This is a genomic window from Candidatus Sulfotelmatobacter sp., assembly GCA_035504415.1.
Taxonomy (GTDB): domain Bacteria; phylum Vulcanimicrobiota; class Vulcanimicrobiia; order Vulcanimicrobiales; family Vulcanimicrobiaceae; genus Vulcanimicrobium.
On sequence record DATJRY010000010.1, the window covers coordinates 57,216 to 82,591 of the forward strand.

Consider the following 25,376-nt stretch of genomic DNA (forward strand, 5'->3'; position numbering starts at 1 on the left):
TGTGGACGGAATCGGGGATAGCGTGGAGAGGCTTCGCGCGGACCATCACGCGGACACGCTGCCCGAGGTCTCGCTCGACCGGCTCGCCGCCTGGGGGATCCGCGGCATCGTCGTCGATCTCGACAACACGGTCTGTGCCTATCACCAGCCGGAGCTGGCGCCCGGCGTCGCCGAGTGGGTCGCAGCCGCGCGGGGACGCGGTTTTTCGCTCGTCCTGGTTTCCAACAACTTCACCGAGCGGGTCGCCTCGGTCGGTGCGCGGCTCGGCATCCCGGTGGTGCCGAACGCCCTCAAACCCTTGCCGTTCGCGTTTTTGCGCGCGTTGCGGCTGCTCGGCACGCCGCGCCGCGACACCGTCGTCATCGGCGATCAGCTCTTCACCGACGTGCTCGGCGCGAAGCTGGTCGGCCTGCGCAGCGTGTTGACGCGACCGCTGGTCGCGCACGATTTCCCGCTCACGCGCGTACTGCGCTATCTCGAACGCACCATCGCAGGAAGGACACCCTGAGTGGCCACCCGTGCCGTCGTCTTCGATCTCTATGGAACGGTCTTGCGGCTCGAAGGCCTGCAAGACGCGGCCGCCGTCGCCGGCGCGGCCGACCCGGCCGCGTTCGTCGCGACCTGGCGGCGCAAGCAGCTGGAGTACGCCTTCCTCAGCTCGCTGGCCAATGCGTACCGCAACTTCGACGAGCTGACCGGTCTCGCGCTCGAGCACACCTGCGCGCAGCTGGGACTGCGGCTCGACGCGATCGGCAAGGCGCGGCTGTTCGAGGCGGCGAGCTCGTTGCCGGCGCACGCCGACGCGCTGCCCGCGCTGCAAGCGCTGCAGGCGCGCAACGTGCCGCTGGCGGTGCTGACGAACGGCGTGCAGGCGTCGGCGCAGCGCGCGATCGCGAACGCCGGCTTGGGCGGCCTGTTCTCGGCCGTGCTGAGCGTCGAGACCGTGCGCGCGTACAAGCCGGATCCGCGGGTTTACGGCATCGCGACGACGCACTTCGACTGCGCGCCGCTCGAGATCGCGTTCGTCTCCTCGAACCCGTGGGACGCGTGGGGCGCCGCGCACTTCGGCTTCCGCGTACTCTGGTGCAACCGCACCGGCGCGCCCCCCGAGCTGCTCACCCCGGCGCCCGAAGTGACCATGACCAGCCTCGCCGAGCTGCCCGCGCACGTCTAGCGGGCGGCCGCCGGGATGGCGCCCGCCGTTCGGCGGGTAGAATCCGGACGTCATGGCAAGCGAGGACACGACGCGGGACGATGTGACCAAATCGACGACCGACGTGACGAGCGGCGCGCGCAGCGAGCCGGATCTGACCGAGGTCAACTCGGAGACGGTCCGCGAGGAGATCGACCTGAGCAACCAGAGTGCCCCGCCGCCCCGCAGCGGCGCGATCCCGTCTTCGTACGGTGCGCCGGGCGGGACGGTGCGCGGCGAGTCCGACGAGCGGGCGCGTAAGCAGCAGTAGCGCCCGAGGGAGTCGGGGCCGCCGGGCCCGTAGATTGGCGGGTTGTGAACGGTCGTCCCGAGCTCCCGAAGACCTTCGATCCCGCCGAGGTCGAGCCGCGCCTGTACGCGCGCTCGCTCGCGGCCGGGGTCTTCCACGAGGAGCCCGACCCGGCGCGGCCGCCGTTCATCATCTCGATGCCGCCGCCGAACATCACCGGCCGCGCGCACCTCGGTCACGGCTCGACCTACACGCCGATGGACGTGCTCACGCGCTACCATCGCATGCTGGGCGACAACGCCGACTGGATTCCCGGCCAAGATCACGCGGCGATCGCGACCGAGGCCGTGTTGGTTCGCGAGCTGGCGAAGGAAGGCCTCACGCGCGACGGCCTGGGCCGCGCGGAATATCTCGCCCGCGCCTGGGCGTGGCGCGAGCAGTACGGCGGGGCGATCAACGAGCAGTTCCAGCGGCTGGGTTTCGGTCCCGATTGGGCGCGCGAACGCTTCACCCTGGACGAGGGACTCTCGAACGCGGTCGTCGAGGTGTTCGTCGCGCTCTATCGCGACGGGCTGATCTATCGCGGCACGCGCCTGGTCAACTGGGATCCGCAGGCCGGCGGCACGCTCTCCGACGCCGAGGTCGAGAACGAAGACGTCGACACGTTCCTGTGGCACATCCGCTACCGCGCGCAGGACGGCGGTGACGGACTGGTCATCGCGACGACGCGGCCCGAGACGTTCCTGGCCGACGTCGCGGTCGCGGTCAATCCGGACGATCCGCGCTACGCGAGCCTGATCGGCAAGCACGTCGTGCTGCCGTTGATCGAGCGCGCGATTCCCGTCATCGCCGATCCGGCCGTCGAGTCGGGTTTCGGCACCGGCGCCGTCAAGGTGACGCCCGCCCACGACCCGACCGACTACGAGATCGGCCAGCGCCACGGCTTACCGATGCCGACCGTCATCGACTACGACGGCACGATCGCGGCACCGCTGTGGCGCTACGACGAGACGCCCGAGCGCCGCGCGCCGATCGACGCGCAAGCGCCGCGCATGGCCGCGTTCGTCGGGCTCGACCGGTTCGAGGCACGCAAGCGAATCGTCGCCGCCCTGCGCGCGGCCGGCGCCCTGGTGAAGGAGGAGCCGTACCACACGACGGTCCCGACCAGCTCGCGCTCGGGCGCGATCATCGAGCCGCTGCTCTCGCTGCAGTGGTTCGTCGCCGTCGCCGAGCTGGCGAAGCCGGCTCTGGAGGCGTATCGCGACGGGCGCATCACCTTCGTTCCCGAGCGCTTCGGGCGCACCTACGCGGCCAGTCTCGAAAACATCCGTGACTGGAACATCTCGCGCCAGGTGTGGTGGGGGCACCAGCTGCCGGTCTGGTACACGCCGAACGACGACATCGTGGTCGCGCACGACGAGGCCGAGGCCCGCGCCATCGCGCAGCGCGAGCACGGCACGACCGAGCTGCGCCGCGATCCCGATACGCTCGACACCTGGTTCTCCTCGGGCCTGTGGCCGTTCTCGATCCTGGGCTGGCCGGACAAGACGCCCGAGCTGGCGCACTGGTATCCCAATCAAGTCATGATCACCAGCCGAGACATCATCTTCTTGTGGGTGACGCGGATGGTGATGCTCGGCATGCGCTTCGCCGGCGGCATCCCGTTCAAGACCGTGTTCGTCACGCCGCTGGTGTTCGACATGCACGGTCGCAAGATGTCCAAGTCGCTCGGCAACGCGATCGATCCGATGACCGACCTCGTGCCGAAATACGGCGCCGACGGGACGCGCTTGGGGATCCTGCGCCAGATGCGGCTCGAATCGCAGGAGCTGCGCTTCGACGAGCGGGTGTGCGACGAGGCCAAGCGCTTCGGCACCAAGCTCTGGAACGCGCTGCGCTATACGGTCGCGCTCGAGGAAGGGTTGCCGACGGCGTACACGCTGCCGCCCGCGGCGCAGCTGACGGTCGCGGATCGCTGGATCCTCACCGAGCTGCACGAGCTCGTCGCGACCGTCGAACAGGCCTACGACGGCTTCGCGTTCGGCGTGGCCGCGGACGCGCTCGTGCAGTTCGGCTGGTACACGTTCTGCGATTGGTACGTCGAGGTCACCAAGGCGCCCGCGCAGCGGGCGACGCGCGCGGCCGTGCTCTCGTACGTGCTCAACGCGCTGGTGCGCGCGCTGCACCCGATCGCGCCCTTCATCACCGAAGAGATCTGGCTCAACCTGCCGCACGACGGCACCACGATCGTGACCACCTCGTGGCCGGACCTAGCCGAGATCCCGACCTTCCCCGAGGACGCCGCCACCTTCCGCGCGGCGATCGCGAAGGTCGAGGAGCTGCGCAACGCGCGCGCCGCCTGGGGCATCCAGCCCAAGGAGACGATGCGGCTGGAAGCGCCGGCCGCATTGCTCGCGAGCGCGCCGCAGTTGGTCGAAGCGATCGCGACCTTGGTGCGCGGCGAGGTCAGCGCCTACGACGGCGCCGCGCAGGGCTCGCTGCGCGACCAGGTCGCGAGCATTCGCGCCGTCGCCGACGCGGCGAAGCTGCGCGAGCGCTACGCGAAGGACCTCGAGCGGCTCGAAGGCGAGGTCGCGCGTTCGGAGAAGAAGCTCGCCAACCCCGGCTTCGTCGAACGCGCCGCGCCGGACGTCGTCGCCGCCGAGCGCGAGAAGCTCGACGGCTACAAGCGCGACCTCGAGCGCGTGCGCTCGGCGCTGGAGACCGTCTCGGCTTAGATCCCCCGCGCCATGAAGGTGGCGCAGAGCGGGATGAAGACGAAGATTCCGATCTGCAGGTAGACCAAGCCGCGGATGCGCTCGTACTCCGCTTCCTCGAGCGCGAGCGAGCCGTCGGGCTCGGTGCGCTTCTCCCAGCGCAGGTACGCGACGGTCGGGACGATCGAGATCAGCCCGACGATGACGAACAGCGAGATCTTGGCCCAGAACACCGCGTTGCCGCTGTAGAACGCAACGCCTTTGGGGCTGGTGAACAAGCGCAAGAGGCCGGTGACGATGACCAGGCCCGCGATGATGCCGTACCATCGGTCGACCGCCAACAGTCGCCGGAACGTACCGGCGGGCAGCGTGCGGCGCAGCAGCAGCGCCTCACCGACCAGCACGCACGCCAGCGCGAAGATGGCCAGGAAGTGCGCATACGCCACCAGCGCATCGCGGACGAGCATGGCGCGCACTTCCGTGCGGCCGGCTCGGCCGCCTGGTCCCTTGGTACAGCCGCCGGGGCGGCCGGTTGGAGCGTTCGTTCGACCGGGCGGCGAACGGGCGGACATGCAGATAGCGGTGCGCGAGCTCGGCCACTACGTCGCAGGCGCGGAGGTGCCGGGCACCTCGGGGCGGTTCGGTGAGGTCTACGACCCGGCCACCGGCGAGGTCACCAAGCGGGTGGCGTTCGCCACCGGCGCCGAGGTCGACGCGGCCGTCGCCGCCGCCCGCGCCGCGTTCGACGAGTGGTCGCAGACGCCGTCACCGCGGCGGGCAGCGGTCATGTTCGCGTTTCGCGAGCGGCTGCGCACGGAGTCGGACCGGATCGCGCGCCTGATCACCAGCGAGCACGGCAAGACGCTCGACGACGCGCGCGGCGAGGTCACCCGCGGCTTGGAGGTCGTCGAGTTCGCGTGCGGCATTCCAACGCTCCTCAAAGGCGAGTACAGCGAGAACGTCGGCCGCGGCATCGACGTCAAGGCGGTCCGGCAGCCGCTCGGCGTATGTGCGGGCATCTCGCCGTTCAACTTTCCGGCCATGGTCCCGATGTGGATGTTCCCGGTCGCGATCGCGTGCGGCAACACGTTCGTCATGAAGCCCAGCGAGAAGGACCCCTCGTGCGCGCTCGAGCTGGCGAAGATGCTGGCCGAGTGCGGACTGCCGGCCGGCGTGTTCAACGTCGTCAACGGCGACAAGGACGCGGTCAACGCGATCCTCGAGCACCCCGGGATCGACGCGGTCAGCTTCGTCGGCTCGACGCCGATCGCGCAGCACGTGTACACGCGCGCCGCCGCGACCGGCAAGCGCGTCCAGGCGTTGGGCGGCGCCAAGAACCACTTGGTCGTCATGCCCGACGCCGACCTCGATCAGGCCGTCGACGCGCTGATGGGCGCGGCCTACGGCTCGGCCGGCGAGCGCTGCATGGCGATCTCCGTCGCCGTCGCCGTCGGCGAGGAAACGGCCGATGCGCTGGTCGCGCGGTTGCGCGAGAAGATCGCCAAGCTCGCGGTCGGCCCCGGGCTCGAACCCGGGGTCGAGATGGGCCCGCTGGTCACCGGCGTGCACCGCGATCGCGTGCGCGGCTTCGTCGACCTGGCGAGTGAAGAAGGGGCGACGGTCGCGATCGACGGCCGCACCGCCGACCTGCCCGCCGACGGATTCTTCTTCGGGGCGACGCTGCTGGACAACGTCACCCGTGACATGCGCGTCTACAAGGAAGAGATCTTCGGGCCGGTGCTCTCGCTGGTGCGCGCCAAGACCTACGACGAGGCGCTGACGCTGATCAACGAGCACGAGTTCGGTAACGGCGTCTCGATCTTCACCCGCGACGGCGACACCGCGCGGCACTTCGACACCAACGTCAAAGCCGGCATGGTCGGGATCAACGTCCCCATCCCCGTCCCGGTCGCCTTCCACAGCTTCGGCGGCTGGAAGCGTTCGCTGTTCGGCGACACCTACGTCCACGGCAACGAAGGCGTCCACTTCTACACCCACCTCAAGACGACGACGATGCGCTGGCCGACCGGCATCCGCGCCGGCGCCGAGTTCCACTTCCCGACGATGAAGTAGCGGCCGCGCTTAAGTCTCGACCGGCGGCAGCGTACCGTTGCGGTTGTCGCCGTTGAGCACGGTGTCGATCAAGCCGTAGGTCTTGGCCTCCTCGGCACTCATGTAGAAGTCGCGCTCGAGGTCGCGCAGGATCTCGTCGACCGGCTTGTGCGTCGTGCGGTGGTACAGCTCGGCGATCTGTAGCCGCGTCGCGACCAGCTCGCGGGCGTGGATCTCGATGTCGGTCGCCTGGCCGCCGATCTGACCGATCGACGGCTGATGGATGAGGATCTTCGAGTAGGGCAACGCCATACGTTTGCCGGGCGCGCCGCCGGTCAGCAGCAGGGTCGCGGCCGACGCGGCGAAGCCGGCGCAGATGGTCGCGATCCCCGGCTTGATCAGCTGCATCGTGTCGTACATCGCGAGCGCGGCGCTGACGCTCCCGCCCGGGCTGTTGATGTACACGTCGATGTCGCGGTCGGGATCGCTGCGTTCGAGAAACAGCAGCTGCGCGATGACCAGATTCGCCATCCCGTCGTCGATCGGACCGGTCACGAACACGATGCGCTCTTGCAGCAGCCGCGAATAGATGTCGTACGAGCGCTCACCGCGTGCGGTTTGCTCGACGACGATCGGAACCAAGCTCATGCGCGCAGTATACGCGCGGCCCACGCGCTCGGATACGCCGCACCGGCCAAAAGCGGCCAGGCGCGCAAAAGCGGCCACCGCGCGCGGGGATGCGAGCGCATCGCGGGCGAAGCGCCGTTCATGAACACGCTGACGGACGCGCAGCGGGACCGCATCCTGGCCCTGCTGCGCGAGGGGAAGACGCTCCGCCGCATCGAGCACGAGACGGGCCACCGGCGCGAGACGATCGCGGCCTACGGCCGGCGTGCCGGTCTGCTGCCCGAACCGACCGTGACGCGGCTCGACGACGTGCGCCCGACGACGCTGCCGGCGACGACGACCGGAACGTCGAACGGCACGCAGATGCGCGCGGCCTAGGCGCTCGGAACCAGGCTGGGCGCGTCCTCTGCGGCACCGCGGCCCGGCAGCGCGCGTGTTTGGCGCGCGTCGATGCGCTCGCCGCAGTGGTCGCAGACCATGACCGCCCGGGTGCGGTGGCCGCAGGGGATGTGCTCGAGCGCGACCGGAGGCCCGTCCTGGGCGTACCAGCGGTCACCCCACTGCAAGAGCGCCAGCAGCACCGGGAAGAGCTCGCGCCCCTTGGGCGTCAGCCGGTACTCGACGCGCAGCGGACGCTCCTGATACACGCGCTCGGCGAGGACGTCGTGCTCGACCAAGCGGCGCAGCCGCGCGGTCAGGATGTTGGACGCGATCCCCAGCCGGTCGGCGAAGACGTCGAAGCGGCGCACGCCGCGAAACGCCTCGCGCACGATCAACAGCGTCCACCACTCGCCGATCACGTCGAGCGAGCGCGCGATCGAGCAGTTCATGTCCTCGAAGCTGCGGCGTCGGGCCATCGGTGCGTCCCCCTTTGCAGGAGGTATCGACGGCACGGCGATAGGTCCCTTGCGTCATGCAATCGACGCGCGAACGCATCGTCCGCTGGGACGACCCGGCCGGAGTGGTCGAGCTGGTGCGAACCAGCGCGGGGCTGGACGCGCTGCGCCGGCTGGTCGCCGGCGAAACGCCGCCGCCGCCGATCGCGCAGCTGATGAACTTCCGGCTGGTCGAGGTCGCCGACGGCTATGCCGTGTTCGAGGGCGAGCCGGGAGAGGAGCACTACAACCCGATCGGCAGCGTGCACGGCGGCTTCGCGCTCACGCTGCTGGACTCGGCCCTCGGCTGTTCGATCCATACGATGCTGCCGGCCGGCATCGGCTACACGACCAGCGACGTCCAGGTACGGTTCGTGCGCGGGATGACCAAGGACACCGGAACCGTCCGCTGCGAGGCGACCGCGCTGCACGTCGGCCGCTCGACCGCGGTCGCCGAAGGCAAGCTCTATGACCGCGAACGGCGGCTGTTGGCGGTCGGCACCACCGCCTGCGCGATCCTGCGAGGCTGACCCCCCGCGCACGCCGAAGCCCAGCGCGATGCAGACCGCCGCCCGGCGACGCGTGCTCATGTCGCCCGACGAGATCGAGCGGGCGATCGCGCGTATGGCCCACCAGATCGTCGAGCCCGAGGATGCCCAGGACGGCCTGCTGTTGATCGGGATCCGGCGCGGCGGCGAGGCGCTGGCGCGCCGGCTGGCGGCGCGGGTGGGTGAGATCCGCGGCACGGTTCCCCAGCTGGGCTTTTTGAACGTCAACCTGTACCGTGACGACGACGTGGCCCGCGAGCTGCCCGAGTCGGAGATTCGCAGCGCGATCACCGGCCAGACGGTGGTGCTGGTCGACGACGTCCTCTATACCGGTCGCACCGTCCGGGCGGCGATGGACGCGATCACCGATCTCGGCCGCCCGCGCGCGATCCGGCTGGCGGTCCTGATCGACCGCGGCCTGCGCGAGCTGCCCATCCAGCCCGACTACGTCGGGAAGGCGATACCGACCAGCCGGCGCGAGCACATCGACGTCGTCCTAGCCGCCCAACAGGCGGCCGCCGACGCGGTGACGCTCTCCGTCGACGACCGTGCCGCCTCGTAGCCTGCTCGACGTCGACGACCTCACGCCGCAGGAGCTCGTCGCCGTCTTGGACCGCGCGGTCGCCTTTCGCGACGCGCCGCCCGCGCGCGACCTGCTGGCCGGCGTCCCGGTCCTCAACCTGTTCTTCGAGGCCTCGACCCGGACCGCGACCTCGTTCACGCTGGCCGAGCAGCGGGTGGGCGCCGACGTCATCTCGTTCGCGCCCGGCGCGTCGAGCCTGGGCAAGGGCGAGACGATCGCCGACACCGCGCTGACGCTGCGCGGCATCGGCGTGCGCGTCATCGTCGTGCGCCACGGCGAGTCGGGCTTCGCGCGCCGGCTGGCCGACGCGTTCGACGGCCACGTGATCAACGCCGGCGACGGCACGCACGCGCACCCGACCCAGGCGCTGCTCGACCTGATGACGCTGCGCCAGGAATTCGGCCGTTTCGCCGGCTTGCGCGTCGCGATCGTCGGCGACATCCTGCACTCGCGCGTCGCGCGCTCCAACATCGTCGGGATGCGCGCGCTCGGCATCGACGTCGTCCTGGTCGGCCCGACCACCCTGCTGCCGCACTCCTTCGGCGGCGGCGGCGTGCGGATCGAGCGCGACTTCGACGCCGTCCTGCCGCAGGTCGACGCCGTGATGATGCTGCGCATCCAGCGCGAGCGAATCGCCGGCGGCCTGTTGCCGACCCTCGACGACTACACGCAACGCTTCCAGCTCAATCGCAGCCGGCTGCGCGCGCTGCGCAGCGACGCGGTCATCCTGCACCCCGGTCCCTACAACCGCGACGTCGAGCTGACCGACGACGTCCTGGCCGACCCGCGCTCGCGCTACGTCGCCCAGGTCCACAACGGCGTCTTCGTCCGCATGGCCGTGCTCGATACGCTCGTCAACGGGGCACCGGTCGCGGCATGACGGTTCGTTGCGAGGCCGCGTTCGGGGGCCCCACGCGAAGCGTGGGGGGCGCGGAGCCTGGGGCGGAGCGCCGTTAAAATGAGCACGACCTTGATTCGTGGCGGGCGCCTGATCGATCCGGTGTTGGGGATCGATGCGCACCGCGACGTGCTGATCGAGAACGGGTTCGTGGCGCGGATCGGCGAGCACCTCGAGGCGGGCGACGCGCGCGTCGTCGACGCGTCGAACGCGATCGTGGCACCGGGCTTCATCGACATGCACGTCCACCTGCGCGAACCGGGGCAGACGCACAAGGAGACGATCGCGACCGGGGCCGCGGCGGCGGTGGCCGGCGGCTTCACCGCCGTCGCCTGCATGCCCAACACCGAGCCCGCGCTCGACAGCGCGGCGATCGTCTCGGAGGTCGTGCGGCGCGGCGAGGCGGCGGGCTTGGCGCACGTCTATCCGGTCGGCGCGATCACGCGCGGACGCGCCGGCCACGAGCTGGCGCCGTACCACCTGCTGGCCGCGGCCGGCTGTGTCGCGTTCAGCGACGACGGCTCGACGCCGCGCGACGCGCGCGTGCTGCGCAACGCCGCCCGCTACGCCGGCGACCTGGGCCAGGTGTTCATCTCGCACTGCGAAGACCCCGATCTCAAGGGCGACGCGGTGATGAACGAAGGCGCGGCCTCGGCGCGCCTCGGGTTGGACGGCTCGCCGGCGCTGGCGGAAGACGTCATCGTCGCGCGCGACCTGCTGATCGCCGGCGAGACGGAGAAGAGCTGGCACATCGCGCACGTCTCGACCGCGACCTCGCTCGATCTGATCCGCTGGGCGCGCGCGCGCGGCGTGCGCGTGACCTGCGAGGTGACGCCGCACCACCTGGTGTTCCTCGACGACCGCTTCGACGACTACCGCGCGGACTCGAAGGTCAACCCGCCGCTGCGCGCCGCGCACGACCGCGACGCGCTGCGCGCCGCCGTGCTCGACGGCACGATCGACGTCTTCGCGACCGATCACGCGCCGCACGGCGCCGACGAGAAGGCGCAGCTGCTCTCGCAGGCGCCGGTCGGGTTCAGCGGGCTGGAGATCGCCGTCGGAGCGTACGCGCTGGCCTTGCGCGAGCTGCCGCTGGCGCGCTTCGTCGCGATGCTCTCGAGCAATCCCGCCCGCATCCTCGGGGTCCCGGGCGGCACGCTCGACGTCGGCAGCCCGGGCGACGTGACGGTCTTCGCCGAGCGTCCGTGGACGGTCGACGCGCGGCTGTTCCGCTCGAAGGGGAAGAACACGCCGTTCGACGGGATGACGCTCCCGCGCCGCGCGCTCGCGACGGTCGTGCAGGGTGCGGTCGTCTACGAGCACGGCCAAATCGTACCGCGCGAGACCTTCGTGGAGACGCACGCGTGAAGGCGACCCTGTTGTTGGCCGACGGCACCCGCTTCGACGGCGAGGGCTTGAGCACGACCGGGACGGCGCTCGGCGAGGCGGTGTTCTTCACCGGCATGACCGGGTACGAAGAGGCGCTGACCGACCCGTCGTACGCGGGGCAGATCCTCACGTTCACCTATCCGCTGATCGGCAACTACGGCGTGAGCGGCGACGTCTCGCAGCACCCGCACGCGTGCGTCGCCGGCGCGGTCGTGAAGCACCTCGCCGCGCATCCCTCGCACCACGCCGCGCGCTTCGATCTGGGCAGTTGGCTGGACGCGCAGGGCGTCCGCACGATCGTCGGGATCGATACCCGCGCGCTGACGATCGCGCTGCGCGAGCACGGCACGATCGCCGCCGCGCTGGCGGTCGGCGACGAGGCGATCGCGAGCGTCGAGGCGACGCTGGCCGAATACGCGCGGACGGCCACGACGCAAGGGCTGGTCGCCTCGGTCGTCGACGCCTACACGCCGGGTCAAGAGATCGGCGCCGGGCGCAAGCACGTCGTGCTGCTCGATTGCGGCGTGAAGAAGAACATCATCCGCGATCTGACCGCGCTCGACGCGCGCGTCACCGTGCTGCCGTACGGTGCCGGCAGCGCCGAGATACTTTCGCACGCACCGGACGCGGTCGTCGTCTCGCCGGGGCCGGGCGATCCGCGCGACTTGGGCGAGACGGTGATCACGCTGCGCGAGCTGGTCGGGAAGACGCCGGTGTTCGGCGTCTGCCTGGGCCACCAGCTGCTGGCGCTGGCGTTGGGGGCCCAGACCTACAAGCTGCCCTACGGGCACCGCGGCGGGAACCAGCCGGTCAAGGACCTCATCCGCGACGAGGTGCTGGTCACGGCGCACAATCACGGCTACGCGGTCGACGGCGCGACGCTGCCGCCCGAGCTCGAGCCGACGATGGTCAACCTCAACGACGGCACGAACGAAGGCTTTCGCCATCGCACGCTGCCGATCGAGGCGGTGCAATTCCATCCCGAAGCGTCGCCCGGCCCGTTCGACGCGCGGAGCCTGTTCGCGCGATGGCTCGACCGCGTCCCGTAATTGCGGGCGCCGCGGCGCTGCTGACGCTGCTGACGGCGTCGGTGAGTCCGGCGTGGGCCCAGCGGTACCGTACGCTGCACGTCGACGCGCTCTCGATGGTCGCCGACCGCACGCGCGTGCCGGTCGGACAAGTCTTCCACATCGCGATCCACGTACACGTGCGTGAGAACGTGTCGAATCTGGACGAGCTGGTGATTCCGGATCTGGGCCGCATGGAACCATTGGGCGACGAGCGCACCGTCTCGCACGCGCGCGGCGGCACGGACGTCGTCGAAACGTTGACGCTGGCACCGGTCCAGCCGGGCACGTTCGCCTTTCTGCCGGCGTATCTGGACGCGATTGACGCGCGGACCGGTCGCCCCTCGCGGTTCTCCTCCCGGGCGGTGCGCGTCACGGTGATCGCGGCGCGTCCCGCTCTAGGCGCGAGCGTCGTCGACGCCGGTGTGCGGCCGCTGCTGCTGCGCGTGGTCCAGTGGGCGGTCGGGATGATCCTCGCCCTGATCGCGCTGATCGCCGTCCTGCGCATCGAGCGCGCGCGGCGCCGCGCGGTCGTCGTCGCCGCCGCTCCGGTGGTCGTGGCGCCCCCCGAACCCGTGCGCACGCCGCGCGACGAGGTCGCCGCGGCCCTGCGGCGTTACCGGACCTCGCCCGCGAACGGCGTGCTGCTGGAGCTGCGCGCGGCGCTGTTCGCGGCGGCCGGCGTGCCGGCCGGGGCGACCCTGCGCGACGCGCTCGCCGCTGCGACCGATCCGTCGTTGCGCGCGGCGCTGAACGCGGCCGAGCAGGCGGCGTTCGGGCCGGCCGCGCTGCGCGACGTCGCGTCGGCGGAGCTGATCGGCGCGACGGAACGGTGGCTGTCGTGAGCACGCCGCGTGCGGTGCTCGAGGCCTTGCACGCCACCATCGTCGGCCAAGACGAGGTGTGCGAAGGCCTGGTGCTGGCCGTCGTCGCCGGCGGTCACGTCTTGCTCGAAGGTGCGCCCGGCGTCGCCAAAACGCTGGCCTGCCGCGCGCTGGCCGCCGCCGTCGGCGGGGTGTTCCGGCGCGTGCAGTTCACCCCGGACCTGCTGCCCTCCGACGTCACCGGAACGCGTATCTTCGACCAGAAGACGGGCGAGTTCGCCACCGTCTTCGGACCGCTGTTCGCCAACGTCGTGCTGGCCGACGAGATCAACCGCGCGCCGGCCAAGGTGCAGTCGGCGCTGCTCGAGGGGATGCAGGAGCGGCGTGCGACGATCGGGCCGCAGACGTACGACTTGCCGGCGCCGTTCGTCGTCCTGGCGACGATGAACCCGTACGACGCCGAAGGCACCTACCCGCTCCCGAGCGCGCAGCTCGACCGGTTTCTGGCCAAGCTGGTGGTCGCGTATCCCGCGATCGAGGAGGAGCGCGCGATCGTCGACCGCTTCGGCGCCGGCGAGCCGCCGCTGGTCGCCAACGTCTGCACGCTCGACGACGTCCGGCGCTGGCAAGGCGCGGCGCACGAAGTCTTCGTGGACGCCAAGGTGCGCGACTACGCGGTGGCGATCGTGCGTGCCAGCCGCGGCGCCGAGCTGGTCGTGCACGGCGCCTCCCCGCGCGCGGCGCTGGCCCTGATCGCGCTGGCGCGGGCGCGCGCGTATCTCGTCGGACGGCCGTATGCCACCCCCGACGACGTGCGCGACATCGCGCCGTCCGTACTGCGTCATCGGCTCTCGTACGACGACCGCATCGCGCTGCGCAGCGAGGATCCCGAAGCGGTCGTGCGGCGGATCATCGCCGCGGTGCCGGCGCCGTGAACGCGCTGCGGGCGGCGATCCTGCGCGGCGCCCGCGCCACCCCGCGTCCCGGCGGCGCCACCCGCGGGTCGCGTCCGGGCGACGGCTTCGTGTTCTCGCAGCTGCGCGCGTACGTCGAGGGCGACGATCCTCGGCGCATCGACCATGCCGCCAGCGCGCGGGTGGGGGCGCTGCAGACGCGCGTGTACCTCGAAGAGACCGCGCTCGTGCTGGCGGCGATCGTCGACGAGTCCGGCTCGATGCGCGTCGGCCGGCGCAGCACCTTGGCGGCCACCGCCGACGACGCCGTCCGCGCGTGGTTCGGCGCGGCGGAAGGCGAAGACCGGGCCGCCCGCGTCGTCGACGAGCGCGTCGTGCGCGACAAGCGAGCCGCGCCGCTCGTGCACGCCGCGGCGCCGTTCCGCTTCGCGCCCGCGCTGACGCTCGCGCTGCGCGCGCTGCCGCGCGGCGCCTCGTTGCTGGCGATCGTCGACGGCTTCGATCTGCCCGACGACGAGCTGCTGGGCCGCGCCGCGCTGCGGTTCGACGCCACGGTGCTGCTCGCGCGCGACCCCTGGCAGGACGATCTGCCGCTGCGCGGCTTCGTCCGCTTGCGCGATGCCGAGAGCGGCCGCGTGCGTCGCGCGTTCGTCGGCACGCGAACGCGTGCCCGTTACCGCGCCGCCAGCGAGCGGCGCGCGCGCGCATTGGAGACGCGTTTCCGCACGGCCGGCTGGCGGGTCGGCGCGCTGGTCGAAGGCGACGGCCGCGGCTCGCTCCATCGCGCCTTCGGTCTCGCGCCGTGACGCTGGCGCATCCGCTCTGGCTGTTGATCGGGCTGCTCGCGGCGGCGGCCTTCCTCGCGCTGGCCCACCTCGCGTCGCGCCGCGGTGCCGCGGCCGCGCTCGCCTACAGCGACCTCGCGTTCTTCGAGTCGGCGACGGCGCGCCGGATCGACCCGGCCCTGGTGCTGGCGTTGCTGTGCGCGGCGGGGATCGTGCTGCTCGGCGGCGCGCTGGCCGGACCGCACATCGTCGCCAACCTGCCCGCGCGCGGCGCGGTCGTGCTGTGCGTCGACGTCTCGGGCTCGATGCGCTCGACCGACGTCACGCCGACGCGGGCCGAAGCCGCGGACGCGGCGGTGCGCGCGTTCATCGACGAGGCGCCGGCCGGAACCCGCATCGGGATCGTCGCGTTCTCGAGCGGGGCGGGGGTCGTGCAGGCGCTCAGCGACGACAAAGACGCGCTGCGCGACGCGGTCGCGCGCATCCCGCCGCCCAACGGCGGGACCGCGATCGGCGACGCGCTGATCACCGCGGCGCGGCTGCTGCCGGCGAGCGGAAAACGAGCGATCGTGCTGATCACCGACGGCGTGAACAACCTGGGCGCGGACCCGCTCGCGGTCGCGCCGCAGATCGGCGCCGCCGGGATCGAGATCGACACGATCGGGATCGGTACCAGCGACTCCGGGCAGCTGGTGCCGGGCACGGACGAAGAGGCGACGATCGACGAGGACGCGTTGCGGCAGATCGCCGCCGCCGCGAACGGCGCGTACGCGCGCGTCGCCGACGCCGGCAGCCTGCGCAGCCGGCTGGCGTCGCTGGCCTCGTCGACGACGCGCGAGCGGCGGCGCGTCGACGCGTCGTTGCCGCTGGCGCTGGCGGGCGGCGTCGTGCTCGTGCTCGGCCTGGGGGGCGGGATGGTGGCGGGGAAATTTCCATGAGCGACGACTTCAGCGCCCGCCGCGTGCACTACGAGCGCGGCCACCTCGACGAGGCGGACGTCGCGACCGATCCGTTCGCGCAGTTCGGCGCGTGGTTCGCCCAAGCGCTGGAGACCCCGGAGATCGACGAGCCGTACGGCATGAGCGTCGCGACCGTCGATCCCGACGGCCGGCCCTCGTCACGCATCGTGCTGCTGCGCGGCTGGGACGAGCGCGGCTTCGTGTTCTACACCAACTACGAGAGCCGCAAAGGCGCGGCGCTCGCCGCGCACCCGCGCGCCGCGCTGCTGTTCTGGTGGGGCATCCTGCAGCGCCAGCTGCGCGTGGAGGGCACCGTCGAGCGCGTCGCTCCCGCCGAGAGCGACGCGTACTTCGCCAGCCGCCCGCGCGGTCATCGGCTCAGCGCGTGGGCGTCACATCAGAGCACGCCCGTCGCCGCCGCGAGCGATCTCGAACGCGCGATGGCCGACGCCGAAGCGCGCTTCCCCGACGCGGTACCGCGGCCGCCGTATTGGGGCGGCTATCGCGTCGTCCCCGAGCGCTTCGAGTTCTGGCAAGGCCGGCCCAACCGCGTCCACGACCGCCTGGTCTACGAGCGCGACGGCGCCGCCTGGCGGCTGATCCGGCTCTCGCCGTAGGAGGTTCGCATGCGGCTCGCTCACGTCGTCGTGTTGACGACGACATTGCTCGTGGCGACTCCGTGCGTCGGCATGGCGGCGACGCTGCCGCCCGCGCCGCTCGCGGCGTCGTCCTTCCAAGTCGGCACGCTCCACGTCGACACGTATGGGACCGGCGGCGAGCCGATCGTCCTGCTGCCGGAGCTTGCCTGCGGCACCTGGGAGTGGTACGGGCTGATCCCGCACCTTGCCGCGACGCACACGGTGTACGCCGTGACGCCGGCCGGTTTCGCGGGTCAGCCGCCGCAGGGGACGCCCTCCGTTGCCGGCTTCGTGCGTGACCTCAACGCGGTGCTCGATCGCGCACACGTCGAGAAGGCCGTGCTCATCGGGCACAGCCTGGGCGGCACGCTGGCGCTCGCCTTCGCGGAGCAGCATCCGACGCGGGTCCGCGGCGTCGTCGCGGTCGACGCGCTGCCGATCTTCCCCGACACCGACGACCTCACGCCCGCGCAGCGCAAAGAGGCCGCCGGGCGCAGCGCCTCGACGTTACGGCTGCAAACACCCGCACAGCTGGTCGAATACGAGACGGGGTTCATGAGCGCGCAGGGCGTGACCGATCCGGCGTTGGCGACGGCGATGGCCGCACTCGCCGCACAAAGCGACGCGACGACCGCTGCCGACTGGATCGCGGCCGATCTCGAGGTCGACCTGCGCCCGCGCCTGGGCGCGATCACCGCGCCGATCGAGGAGATCGTACCCTACGATCCGTCGGAGGCGAACCCGCAGGTCGCCGTCCACTATACCGAGCCGGAGAAGGCCGCAGCGTACAAGGCGCTCTTCGCGCACGCCCGCAAGCTGACCGTGGTCTCGATCGCGCCCGCGAAACACTTCGTGATGCTCGATCAGCCCGACCGCTTCCTGGCCGCGGTCGACGCGTTCTTGACGACGCTCTAGATCACCCGGATCGTGGCCATGTAGGTTCTGCGCTCACCGATACCACCGGTACGCCAGGGCTGCCGTACGGGGGATTCGGCGGGCCGATGCCGCGGCGTCGCGCGGCGACGATGAGCTCTTGCATCGAGTGGGCACCAAAGGCTGCTTGGATCTCGCCGATATGATTGCGCACCGTCCCGATGGCCAGGCCGAGCAACGCTGCCGTTTCTTTCGGGCTGACGCCGTCGAGCAGGCGGCGCAAGACGTGTCGACGCATCGGCGAGAACGCCGCGACGATGGGATCGTCGTACGCGCGCAGCCACGGTCCGAGACGATCGGCGAGGAACGAGGCCGGGTAGTCGCTTCGAACCAACCGGGCTGCGCGGTCGAGATGCGCTGCGGCATCCCCACCCGGCATCGGCACCGTATCGAGCTCGACGAGCGTTCGGGCGACGCGCCAGTGATTCGATATCCGGGCAAAGAGATTGCTGGCGTCCAGGAAGGAGCGGTGAGCACCAGCGAGGTCACCGTCCGTCCGGCGCGCAAGGCCGTCGATAAACGCAAAGTGCGCGGCGATCCGGTCGTCGTCGCGATTGTTCGTATTCGGATCCAGCGTTCGCAACGCGATCTCGACCATCCCCAGCAGCTCACGCGCGGCCGCAGGGTTGCGCGTTGCGAGCGTCTCGGCGACCAGAACCGGAGCGTGACCGTCGAACTCGTCGTGACGCGCCCAATCGATCCGCCGGCACAGCTGAAGGGCTTCATTCGCGTAATCGAGAGCGGCCTCGCGATTGGCCAGGACGTCGGCGAGCAGCGCGCGTTGGCCCAACGCCCAGACGAGTCTGGCCGGCGAGTCCGCCAAGTCGACGGCACGCCGACTCAGGCGCAATGCTTCGGCGCGGTCACCGTCGAGCGCGGCGAGCCACGCATCCATGCCGAAGGTGATGTGGCCCAGGAAGCGCATACGCTTCGAGGCCGTATAGTCGAGCGCGCTCCGACGCCGCACCGGTCTGGTGTCACGGACCTCTGCCGATCGCAAGACCAGCTCGAGCTGTGTGATGTTCGAGTGGTACAGCGCTTCAGCCACGTCGTCGCGATCCCCACCGCGCTGGTAGGCGGCCACGGTCTCGCGGAAGAGCGCGAGTGCCTCATGGTATTCGCCTCGTCTCAGCCTGCGAGAGGCGAGGGTCGACCGCGCGTGGATGGACCAGGTCGGATGCTCGTACGCCCGGGCGATCGAGGCGCGCTCCTCGCACGTCACGTCGTCGCCGGCGACGAAATAGGCGTACCCCTCGTGATAGGCGCACTGCGCTTCGAGATCCGGCGTGTCGACCGCGCCGGGGGTTCGGCGAAGCTCCGCGAGCAGGGCGAGCGCGCGATCCGGCTGACCGCTGCGCGTGAGTCCGGCCGCGAGCATCAGCCGTACGCGCGCGGCGTCCCGCGGATCTGCGAACACCCTGGGGTCGACGTCGAGGCAGGCCACCATCGCGCTGAACGCTCGCGTGCGCCAAAGCGCGAACGCGCGCAGGACGAGGACGTCAGCCGCGGCTGAGCCGGTGAGGCCGCCGCTTGCCTCGAGTGCGTCGAGGGTTTCCAAGCAATGCTCGAACGCCGCGCGCGACCAGAGCTCGCGCGCGGCGCGCAGGGCGCGCTCGGGATGGACGGCGATCGCCGCGTTCATCGGTTCCAAGACTGCGGCGGACCGAGGCCGCGCAGGCGCGCGGCGACGAGCAGCCCTTGCATCGAGTGCACCCCGAAGGCTGCCTGGATCTCGCCGATGTGGTTGCGTACCGTACCGATGGCCAGGCCCAGCAGCGCGGCGATCTCCTTCGGTTTCACGCCGTCGAGCAGACGCCGCAAGATTTGGCGACGCATCGGTGAGAACGCGGCCGTCACGGGGTCGTCGTATGCGCGCAGCCATGGGCCGAGCAAGTCGGCGAGAAACGACCGCGGGAAGTGAAAGCGTACTGCCTGCACGGCGCGTTCGAGCAGTTCCGCGGCGTCGCCATCGGGAACCGGAACGGTGTCGAGCTCGATGAGGGCGTGCACTTCACGCCACAGGAAGGTGACCGAGGCGAAGAGTCGACTCGCGTCGAGCAGATCCCGGTGTGCGCCGGCGTGATCGCCCTCGGTGCGACGGATGAGGCCGGAAACGAACGCGTACATGCCGGCATTGCGACGATCGTCGACGTTGGTCGAGTACTGTTCGATCGTCTTGACCGCCAGCTCGTACATCCCGAGGAGCTCACGCGCGACCGCCGGATTTCGCCGCGCGAAGAACTCCGCCAGGAAGAGCGGCCCGTAGGCCTGTCCCTCGGTCATTTGCGCCCAGTCGATGCGCCGCGCGTACGAGAGCCCTTCCGCCGCAACGTCCGCGGCGGCTTCTCCGTTGTCGAGCAAGTCCATCACGACCGCGCGCGTGGCCATCGGCCAGATGCTCCGCTCGGGCTCGGGATTGAGGTCGACCGCTCGTCGCAGCAGTCGGAACGCTGCCGGACGGTCGCCATTCAACGCCGCGAGCCAGGCGTCGACGCCGCACACGGTGCTGGCCAGCCTGCGGGATACGAGCGATGCGGTGTAGTCGAGGCCGGCCTCGCGCCGCGCGACGTAGGCGCCCGCAACGCCGGCGCTGCGCAGGTGCAGTTCGAGTGCCGCGACGTGAGCGACCAGCAGCAGCTCGTGATGGTCGTCGCGATCGTGCTCGCGGCCGCGGTCGTACGCGGCGAGCGCGTCCCGAAGCAGTCGCAGCGCAGCCGGATAGTCGCCGTGGCGCTGTCGCCACCACGCGCGCACTTCTCTGCTCGAGACCGACCAGTGCGGATCGTCGAACGCTTCGCACGTCAGCGCGGCGTGGACGCTCGCGTCCTCCGCACCGAGCACCCAATGCATGACCGCCTCGCGGTAGGCGCACTCGGCAGCCAGGCGCGGGTTGTCCAGGGCGCCCGGCGTCCGGCGAAGTTCCGCCAGCATGTCGAGCGCCCGTTCGACGTCGCCGGTGCGTGTAAGCGCCGCGGCGCGTTGCAGCTGTACGCGAGCGGCGTCCTCGATGGTCGTCACCGTTGCAGCGTCCAAACGCGCGAGCGTCTCGCTATACCTGCGTAGGCGCAGGAGCGCGCGCGCGCGCAGGATGAGTGCATCCGCTGCCGTCGCCGTCCCGGCCACGAGGCCACCGCTCGCCTCCAGAGCGTCGAGGGCCTCCAGGCAGCGCTCGAAAGCGCCACGCGCCCAGAAATCGGTCGCCTCGCGCAGGGCCAACCCCGGGTGGATGACCAGAGCGGCGCTCACCGCCGCGCCGATCCGAGCCGTGGTCATCCTTGACGATTCTGCTAACGAGCAGCCTCGTCTTTTCGACGTCCCGCGCCGCTCCGGCCGGCCTCCGACCGAACAACTTGACGCCGCGCCGGGCACATGGTATGGTCGGCGCACTCATGCGTTCGATGAGCTGTCGGCTCGCAATGTCCATGTGCTGCTCCCCCGGGGGTCGGCCAGGGTCCGTATGAGCTGATCGCGCGCCGCGCGACCACCGTCTACAGAGCCCTCGCCGACCGGCGGGGGCTTTCGTTTTCGCTCCGCTCGCTTTCCCATCGCATCAGGAGGCGTCCACCGTGACCTCGTTCCCTCGCTCTCGATTTCTCGGCCTAACCGGCGGCGTCGCGCTCGCCGCGGCCGTCCCGCGCGCCGTGCGCGCGGCGGAGCCGGACCGCATCGGCGTCGACTACGCCTACTACAACCCGCCCAGTCTGGTGCTCAAGTCCAAGGGTTGGCTCGAAGAGGCGCTCCTCAAGCGCGGGACCGCGGTCGACTGGGTGCTCTCGCTCGGATCCAACAAGGGCAACCAGTTCGTGCAGGCCGGGACCGTCGCGTTCGGCTCGACGGCCGGCAGCGCCGCCTTCCTCGCGCGCGCCAACGGCACACCGCTGCACACGGTCTTCCTCTATTCGCGGCCGGAGTGGACCGCGCTGGTGGTGGCCAAGGACTCCCCGCTGCGCTCGCTGCGCGATCTCAAAGGGAAGAAGATCGCCGCGACGCGCGGGACCGACCCGTGGTTCTTCCTGCTGCGTTCGTTGGCGACGGTCGGCCTGACGCAGGACCAGGTCACCATCGTCGATTTGCAGCACCCCGACGGGCGGGTGGCGCTCGAACGCGGCCAGGTCGACGCCTGGGCGGGCCTCGACCCGCACATGGCGGCCTCACAGCTGGAGGCCGGATCGCGGCTGCTCTATCGCAACGTCGCGTTCAACACCTACGGCACGCTCAACGCGCGCGAGGACTTCCTCGCGCAGCATCCCGATCTGACGCGCATCGTGTTGCAGCAGTACGCGCGCGCTCGGCAATATGCGGCCGCGCACGTCGACGAGACGGCGGCTCTGTTGGCCGACGCCTCGCACCTGGACCGCAGGGTCGCCGAGCTGCAGCTGCGTGAGCGCACGAGCTACCCGGGCACGGGCGTCCCGGACCGGGACTTCCGCGCGGCGATCGGCGGAGTGGTCAGCTTCGTGCGCTCGGAGAAGCTCGCGCGGCCCGACGCGGACCTGGACGCTTCGGCGGCGAGCTTGGCCGACGCGGCGCCGGCGACGTTGGCGCTCCGTGGCTAGGTTCGCGCTGCCGCTCGCGTTGCTCGCCGGCTGGTGGCTGGCGACGGCGCGCGGCTGGGTGAAGTCCTACCAGTTCGCCTCGCCGCACGACGTGCTCGCCGAGCTCGGAAACCTCGCGGCGACCGGCGCGTTGTGGCACGACTTGGCGGCCAGCGTCGCGCGGGTCGCAGCCGGGTTCGCGATCGCGCTGGCGGCGGCGATCGTGCTGGGCGCGGTGGTGGGCGGCTCGCGCACGTTCGAACGCGCGCTGGATCCGACGCTGCAGGCGATCCGTGCGGTTCCCTCGCTGGCCTGGGTGCCGTTGATCTTGCTGTGGCTGGGCATCGGCGAGTCGGCGAAGATCACTCTGGTCGCGATCGGCGCGTTCTTTCCGATCTACGTCGCGCTCGTTGCCGGCATTCGCGGCGTCGACCGGAAATTGGTCGAGGTCGGCACCAGCTTGGGGCTCTCGCGCGCCGCCCTGATCGCGCGCGTGCTGGTGCCCGCGACGCTGCCGCAGCTCTTGGTCGGTGCGCGCATCGGGCTCACGCAAGCGTGGCTGTTCTTGGTGGCGGCAGAGCTGCTGGCGGCGACGAACGGCATCGGGTTCTTGCTGACCGACGGGCAGCAGACCACGCGCACCGACGAGATCTTGGTCGCGATCCTGCTGTTCGCGGCGTGCGGCAAGCTCTCGGAGAGCGGGATGCGCTGGCTCGAGCGGCGGCTGGTGGGCTGGACGGACACGGTGCCGGCATGAGTCTGGCGGCGCGCATTCGCGGCCTGCGCAAGGCGTACGGCAACCACTTGGTGTTCGACGGACTCGAGCTCGATGTCGCGCGCGGCGAGCGCGTGGCCATCCTCGGCGCGAGCGGCTGCGGCAAGTCGACGCTGCTGCGCTGCATCGCGGGACTCGACGCGCCCGACGCGGGCACGATCGCGACCAGCGGTGAGGTCGGCGTCGTCTTCCAAGAGCCACGGCTCTTCCCGTGGCTGGACGTCGCGCGCAACGTCGCGTTCCCGGCCCGCACCGACGCGGAGCGCGCGCGGGTGGACGGCGTGCTGGGGCTGGTCGGGCTCGCGCACGCGGCGAAACGCTTGCCCAAGCAGCTCTCGGGCGGGATGGCGCAGCGGGGGGCGCTGGCGCGGGCGCTCGTGCGCGATCCGCAATTGCTGCTGCTCGACGAGCCGTTCGCCGCGCTCGACGCGTTGCGGCGGATCGAGCTGCGCAGCGCCGTGCGCGAGATCCTCGAGTTCACCCGCGCTTCGGCGATCCTGGTGACGCACGACGTCGACGACGCGCTCGCGCTCGCCGACCGCGTCGTGGTGCTCGCGGGCACGCCGGCCGAGATCGCCTTCGCGGGGACGGTCGGCGAGGATGCGACGCGCGCGGCGATCCTCGGCGCGCTGGGAGTCGCCGAGCACGACGGCCGGGTGCGTCGCGCCGCGTCGCGCTAGCGGCGGCGCGCCGCGCCGGTCAGGGCGTCGCCAGCAGCGCGGCGAGGTGGTTGAAGCCCATCGTCCAGCCCGCGCGCATCTGGTCGCGCTCGGGGAAGTCGCGGGGGACGGTCTGCTCCATCGTCATCTCGGTCCGGCCGTCGCGTTCGACGAGCGTCACGGTGACGACCGTTTCGAGCGGATGCTGTTCGCTCAATCCGTACGTCGTCGCATGAACGCGGTTGCCGGCTTCGTCTTGGAAGCCCCACCGCAAGACGATCCGTTCCGGGGCGACGACCTCACGGTAGGTGCCGCCGATCCACGGCTCCATGCCCTCGCAGAGCATGTGGAAGCGCAGGCTGCCGCCCGGGCGCGCGTCGAGCGTGCACGCCTCCGTCGTACAGCCGTCGGGACCGAACCAGCGCGCGAAGTGCTCGGCGGTGGTCCAGGCGGCGAAGACGCGCTCGCGCGGGGCCGCGAAGACGCGCTTCATCACGATGCGCTCGTCGGCGGCGGGAGTGGTCGGGCTATGGTCGATCACGAATTCGTCTCGTTTCTCTGCATCGTCTGCAGGTAGTCGTCCAGGCGATCGAAGCTCTGCGCCCAGAGCTGCTCGTAGTAGCGAATCCAATTCGCGAGCGGGGCCAGTCCGCGCGGGTCGGCGCGGTAGAACACGTTACGGCCTTCCCGTCGGCCGACGATCAAGCGCGCGTCCTGCAGCGCCTTGACGTGCTGCGAGACGGCCGGCTGTGAGACGCGTCCGGCCCGGGTGAGCACGCCGACCGTCGTCTCGCCGCCGCGCGCGATCCGTTCGAAGATCGCGCGCCGGGTCGGATCCGACAGCGTGCGCATGAGCATCGAGACGTGCGGCGACGGGGTCACGCCTGATATATAAGTTGATACTTATGTGTTTGTCAAGCGGTGGTCGAACCCGCGCCGTGGGGAAGAAGAAGGCTGGAGGTCACCGCATGCCCGAGGCATCGTCGCCACGCCCCAACCGGGCGGCGTTGAACAACATCGTCTGCGGTCTGCTCGTCTTCGCGTCCCACTGGACGGCGACGCCCGCGACCGCGCCGCGCGAGAACCTATTCTGGTGCGGTATCGCGATCGTCGGGGTGGCCCTGGCGACGCTGATCGCGCACGGCCAGGTCCCGCACAACTACTGGTCGGCGCTCAACGTGGGGCTGGGGATCTGGGTCATCGTCTCGGCCAGCATCTTCGTGCCGCCGGCCGGGATCGGCTGGGCGCAGACGTGCCTGGGCATCCTCACGACCACACTGGCGCTGACCTCGCTGGCCAACGAACGCGGGGCCCGCGTGCCACCCAGTTGGCACGTCGCCGACCGATCATAGGGGCGTGCTGATCGCGCAGATCACCGACTTGCACGTCCGCCCGAAGGGGGCCGTCGTGCACCACATGGTGCCGACGGCACCGTACCTGCGGCGCGCGCTCGAAGCGATCGATGCGCTCCAGCCGCGACCCGATCTGGTGCTGGCCACCGGCGACCTGACCGATCGCGGCAAGCCCAAGGAGTACAAGCGCCTGCGCAAGCTGCTCGCGCACGCGAGCGTTCCGGTCTTCGTCCTGCCGGGCAATCACGACGACCGCGCGGCGTTGCGCGCCGCGTTCGCGGACCACGCCTACCTGCCGGCGCACGGCCCGCTGCAGTGGTGCGTCGACGCCGGGCCGCTGCGCGTCATCGGCCTCGACACGGTGCGCAAGAAGCACCCCGGCGGCGAGCTCGACGCCGAACGGCTCTCATGGCTGGCCGAGCGGCTCGAAGAGGCGCCGACGCGACCGACGCTGCTCGCGATGCACCACCCGCCGTTCGCGATCGGGGTCGCTCCGGTCGACGCGCACGGCTTCCGCGGCGTCGAGGCCCTCGCCGAGCTGATCGCCGCGCACCCGCAGGTCGCGCGCATCGTCTGCGGTCACGTCCACCGCGCGGTGACGGTCGCCTTTGCGGGCTCGGCCGCGTCGACCGCGCCCAGCACCGCGCCACAGCTCGTCCTCGACCGCGCGGGCGTGCTCTATGGGTTGCGCCTCGAAGCACCGGGGTTCGCGCTGCACCGATGGACCGGTTCGCGCGTCGTCACCGAGGTGCGGTATCTCGGCGGTCGCTCCGCCGAAGAGCGCATCCAGCTGCGCGCCTGAGC

The 25,376-nt window shown here is 71.0% G+C and carries 29 protein-coding genes; 22 read left to right on the forward strand and 7 right to left on the reverse strand.

Annotated features, from left to right (window positions below):
• Positions 1–22 precede the first annotated feature (22 nt).
• The 4 genes from VMD91_05135 to VMD91_05150 are packed head-to-tail and all read left to right on the forward strand — an operon-like array spanning position 23 to position 4,180.
• Positions 23–508, forward strand: a complete 486-nt coding sequence (locus tag VMD91_05135; protein HTW83437.1) for a YqeG family HAD IIIA-type phosphatase — start codon at positions 23–25, stop codon at positions 506–508.
• The gene (locus VMD91_05140) at positions 509–1,174 is read left to right on the forward strand and encodes a haloacid dehalogenase type II (GenBank protein HTW83438.1); all 666 of its coding nucleotides are present in this window, start codon (positions 509–511) and stop codon (positions 1,172–1,174) included.
• Between the two features lie 52 nt (positions 1,175–1,226).
• Complete coding sequence (locus VMD91_05145) at positions 1,227–1,463, forward strand: hypothetical protein (GenBank protein HTW83439.1); 237 nt, start codon at positions 1,227–1,229, stop codon at positions 1,461–1,463.
• 44 nt (positions 1,464–1,507) lie between these two features.
• A complete protein-coding gene (locus tag VMD91_05150) occupies positions 1,508–4,180 on the forward strand; it encodes a valine--tRNA ligase (protein ID HTW83440.1) in 2,673 nt (890 codons plus the stop codon).
• Here the strand turns inward: VMD91_05150 and VMD91_05155 are convergent.
• Positions 4,177–4,626, reverse strand: coding sequence for a DUF2214 family protein (locus VMD91_05155; GenBank protein HTW83441.1), 450 nt, complete (start codon positions 4,624–4,626; stop codon positions 4,177–4,179). The genes VMD91_05150 and VMD91_05155 overlap by 4 nt on opposite strands.
• 103 nt (positions 4,627–4,729) lie before the next feature.
• On the opposite strand from VMD91_05155, the gene VMD91_05160 reads away from it, so the two are divergent.
• A complete protein-coding gene (locus VMD91_05160) occupies positions 4,730–6,232 on the forward strand; it encodes a CoA-acylating methylmalonate-semialdehyde dehydrogenase (GenBank protein ID HTW83442.1) in 1,503 nt (500 codons plus the stop codon).
• A gap of 9 nt (positions 6,233–6,241) precedes the next feature.
• Here VMD91_05160 and VMD91_05165 read toward each other — a convergent pair whose 3' ends face one another.
• A complete protein-coding gene (locus tag VMD91_05165; protein ID HTW83443.1) occupies positions 6,242–6,859 on the reverse strand; it encodes an ATP-dependent Clp protease proteolytic subunit in 618 nt (205 codons plus the stop codon).
• A 120-nt stretch (positions 6,860–6,979) separates the two neighbouring features.
• Between VMD91_05165 and VMD91_05170 the strand changes: the two genes are divergently transcribed.
• Positions 6,980–7,216 carry a hypothetical protein gene (locus tag VMD91_05170; GenBank protein ID HTW83444.1) on the forward strand — a complete coding sequence of 79 codons (237 nt, stop codon included), beginning with the start codon at positions 6,980–6,982 and terminating at the stop codon, positions 7,214–7,216.
• Here the strand turns inward: VMD91_05170 and VMD91_05175 are convergent.
• Positions 7,213–7,695, reverse strand: coding sequence for a helix-turn-helix domain-containing protein (locus VMD91_05175; protein ID HTW83445.1), 483 nt, complete (start codon positions 7,693–7,695; stop codon positions 7,213–7,215). The genes VMD91_05170 and VMD91_05175 overlap by 4 nt on opposite strands.
• Before the next feature lie 56 nt (positions 7,696–7,751).
• Here VMD91_05175 and VMD91_05180 point away from each other — a divergent pair, with 56 nt between their 5' ends.
• The 11 genes from VMD91_05180 to VMD91_05230 all read left to right on the forward strand — a co-directional run bounded on the left by VMD91_05180 (position 7,752) and on the right by VMD91_05230 (position 17,233).
• Positions 7,752–8,243 carry a PaaI family thioesterase gene (locus VMD91_05180; GenBank protein ID HTW83446.1) on the forward strand — a complete coding sequence of 164 codons (492 nt, stop codon included), beginning with the start codon at positions 7,752–7,754 and terminating at the stop codon, positions 8,241–8,243.
• 28 nt (positions 8,244–8,271) lie between these two features.
• Positions 8,272–8,823, forward strand: coding sequence for a bifunctional pyr operon transcriptional regulator/uracil phosphoribosyltransferase PyrR (pyrR, locus tag VMD91_05185; protein ID HTW83447.1), 552 nt, complete (start codon positions 8,272–8,274; stop codon positions 8,821–8,823).
• Entirely contained in the window at positions 8,810–9,724 is a 915-nt protein-coding gene (locus VMD91_05190; GenBank protein ID HTW83448.1) for an aspartate carbamoyltransferase catalytic subunit, read from the forward strand. Before pyrR ends, VMD91_05190 begins: the two co-directional genes overlap by 14 nt.
• Positions 9,725–9,802: 78 nt before the next feature.
• Positions 9,803–11,110 (forward strand): dihydroorotase, encoded by a 1,308-nt coding sequence (locus VMD91_05195; protein HTW83449.1) that lies wholly within the window; start codon positions 9,803–9,805, stop codon positions 11,108–11,110.
• Positions 11,107–12,180 carry a glutamine-hydrolyzing carbamoyl-phosphate synthase small subunit gene (gene carA / locus VMD91_05200; GenBank protein ID HTW83450.1) on the forward strand — a complete coding sequence of 358 codons (1,074 nt, stop codon included), beginning with the start codon at positions 11,107–11,109 and terminating at the stop codon, positions 12,178–12,180. Before VMD91_05195 ends, carA begins: the two co-directional genes overlap by 4 nt.
• On the forward strand, positions 12,159–13,043 hold the full coding sequence (locus VMD91_05205) for a hypothetical protein (GenBank protein HTW83451.1): 885 nt from the start codon (positions 12,159–12,161) through the stop codon (positions 13,041–13,043). The genes carA and VMD91_05205 overlap by 22 nt, the downstream gene beginning before the upstream one ends.
• A complete protein-coding gene (locus VMD91_05210; GenBank protein ID HTW83452.1) occupies positions 13,040–13,957 on the forward strand; it encodes an AAA family ATPase in 918 nt (305 codons plus the stop codon). The genes VMD91_05205 and VMD91_05210 overlap by 4 nt, the downstream gene beginning before the upstream one ends.
• A complete protein-coding gene (locus VMD91_05215; protein HTW83453.1) occupies positions 13,954–14,742 on the forward strand; it encodes a DUF58 domain-containing protein in 789 nt (262 codons plus the stop codon). Before VMD91_05210 ends, VMD91_05215 begins: the two co-directional genes overlap by 4 nt.
• Entirely contained in the window at positions 14,739–15,659 is a 921-nt protein-coding gene (locus tag VMD91_05220) for a VWA domain-containing protein (GenBank protein HTW83454.1), read from the forward strand. Before VMD91_05215 ends, VMD91_05220 begins: the two co-directional genes overlap by 4 nt.
• Positions 15,656–16,297, forward strand: a complete 642-nt coding sequence (gene pdxH, locus VMD91_05225; protein HTW83455.1) for a pyridoxamine 5'-phosphate oxidase — start codon at positions 15,656–15,658, stop codon at positions 16,295–16,297. The genes VMD91_05220 and pdxH overlap by 4 nt, the downstream gene beginning before the upstream one ends.
• Positions 16,298–16,306: 9 nt before the next feature.
• Positions 16,307–17,233: an alpha/beta hydrolase gene (locus tag VMD91_05230; protein ID HTW83456.1), complete on the forward strand. Its 927-nt coding sequence runs from the start codon at positions 16,307–16,309 to the stop codon at positions 17,231–17,233.
• A gap of 1 nt (position 17,234) precedes the next feature.
• Here the strand turns inward: VMD91_05230 and VMD91_05235 are convergent, their stop codons facing one another.
• Together VMD91_05235 and VMD91_05240 are read right to left on the reverse strand one after the other, a co-directional pair.
• Positions 17,235–18,893 (reverse strand): helix-turn-helix domain-containing protein, encoded by a 1,659-nt coding sequence (locus VMD91_05235; protein ID HTW83457.1) that lies wholly within the window; start codon positions 18,891–18,893, stop codon positions 17,235–17,237.
• Positions 18,890–20,524 (reverse strand): LuxR C-terminal-related transcriptional regulator, encoded by a 1,635-nt coding sequence (locus tag VMD91_05240; GenBank protein HTW83458.1) that lies wholly within the window; start codon positions 20,522–20,524, stop codon positions 18,890–18,892. Before VMD91_05240 ends, VMD91_05235 begins: the two co-directional genes overlap by 4 nt.
• Positions 20,525–20,817: 293 nt before the next feature.
• On the opposite strand from VMD91_05240, the gene VMD91_05245 reads away from it, so the two are divergent.
• From VMD91_05245 to VMD91_05255, 3 genes are read left to right on the forward strand one after another with little or no spacing between them, the layout of a single operon-like run.
• Entirely contained in the window at positions 20,818–21,807 is a 990-nt protein-coding gene (locus VMD91_05245) for an aliphatic sulfonate ABC transporter substrate-binding protein (GenBank protein HTW83459.1), read from the forward strand.
• Positions 21,800–22,543 (forward strand): ABC transporter permease, encoded by a 744-nt coding sequence (locus VMD91_05250; GenBank protein ID HTW83460.1) that lies wholly within the window; start codon positions 21,800–21,802, stop codon positions 22,541–22,543. Before VMD91_05245 ends, VMD91_05250 begins: the two co-directional genes overlap by 8 nt.
• A complete protein-coding gene (locus tag VMD91_05255) occupies positions 22,540–23,241 on the forward strand; it encodes an ATP-binding cassette domain-containing protein (GenBank protein ID HTW83461.1) in 702 nt (233 codons plus the stop codon). The genes VMD91_05250 and VMD91_05255 overlap by 4 nt, the downstream gene beginning before the upstream one ends.
• Before the next feature lie 19 nt (positions 23,242–23,260).
• Here VMD91_05255 and VMD91_05260 read toward each other — a convergent pair whose 3' ends face one another.
• Positions 23,261–23,761, reverse strand: a complete 501-nt coding sequence (locus VMD91_05260) for an SRPBCC domain-containing protein (protein ID HTW83462.1) — start codon at positions 23,759–23,761, stop codon at positions 23,261–23,263.
• Positions 23,758–24,102: a metalloregulator ArsR/SmtB family transcription factor gene (locus VMD91_05265; protein HTW83463.1), complete on the reverse strand. Its 345-nt coding sequence runs from the start codon at positions 24,100–24,102 to the stop codon at positions 23,758–23,760. The genes VMD91_05260 and VMD91_05265 overlap by 4 nt, the downstream gene beginning before the upstream one ends.
• Before the next feature lie 86 nt (positions 24,103–24,188).
• Here VMD91_05265 and VMD91_05270 point away from each other — a divergent pair, with 86 nt between their 5' ends.
• Positions 24,189–24,572 carry a hypothetical protein gene (locus VMD91_05270; GenBank protein ID HTW83464.1) on the forward strand — a complete coding sequence of 128 codons (384 nt, stop codon included), beginning with the start codon at positions 24,189–24,191 and terminating at the stop codon, positions 24,570–24,572.
• Between the two features lie 4 nt (positions 24,573–24,576).
• Complete coding sequence (locus VMD91_05275) at positions 24,577–25,374, forward strand: phosphodiesterase (protein HTW83465.1); 798 nt, start codon at positions 24,577–24,579, stop codon at positions 25,372–25,374.
• Positions 25,375–25,376 lie beyond the last annotated feature (2 nt).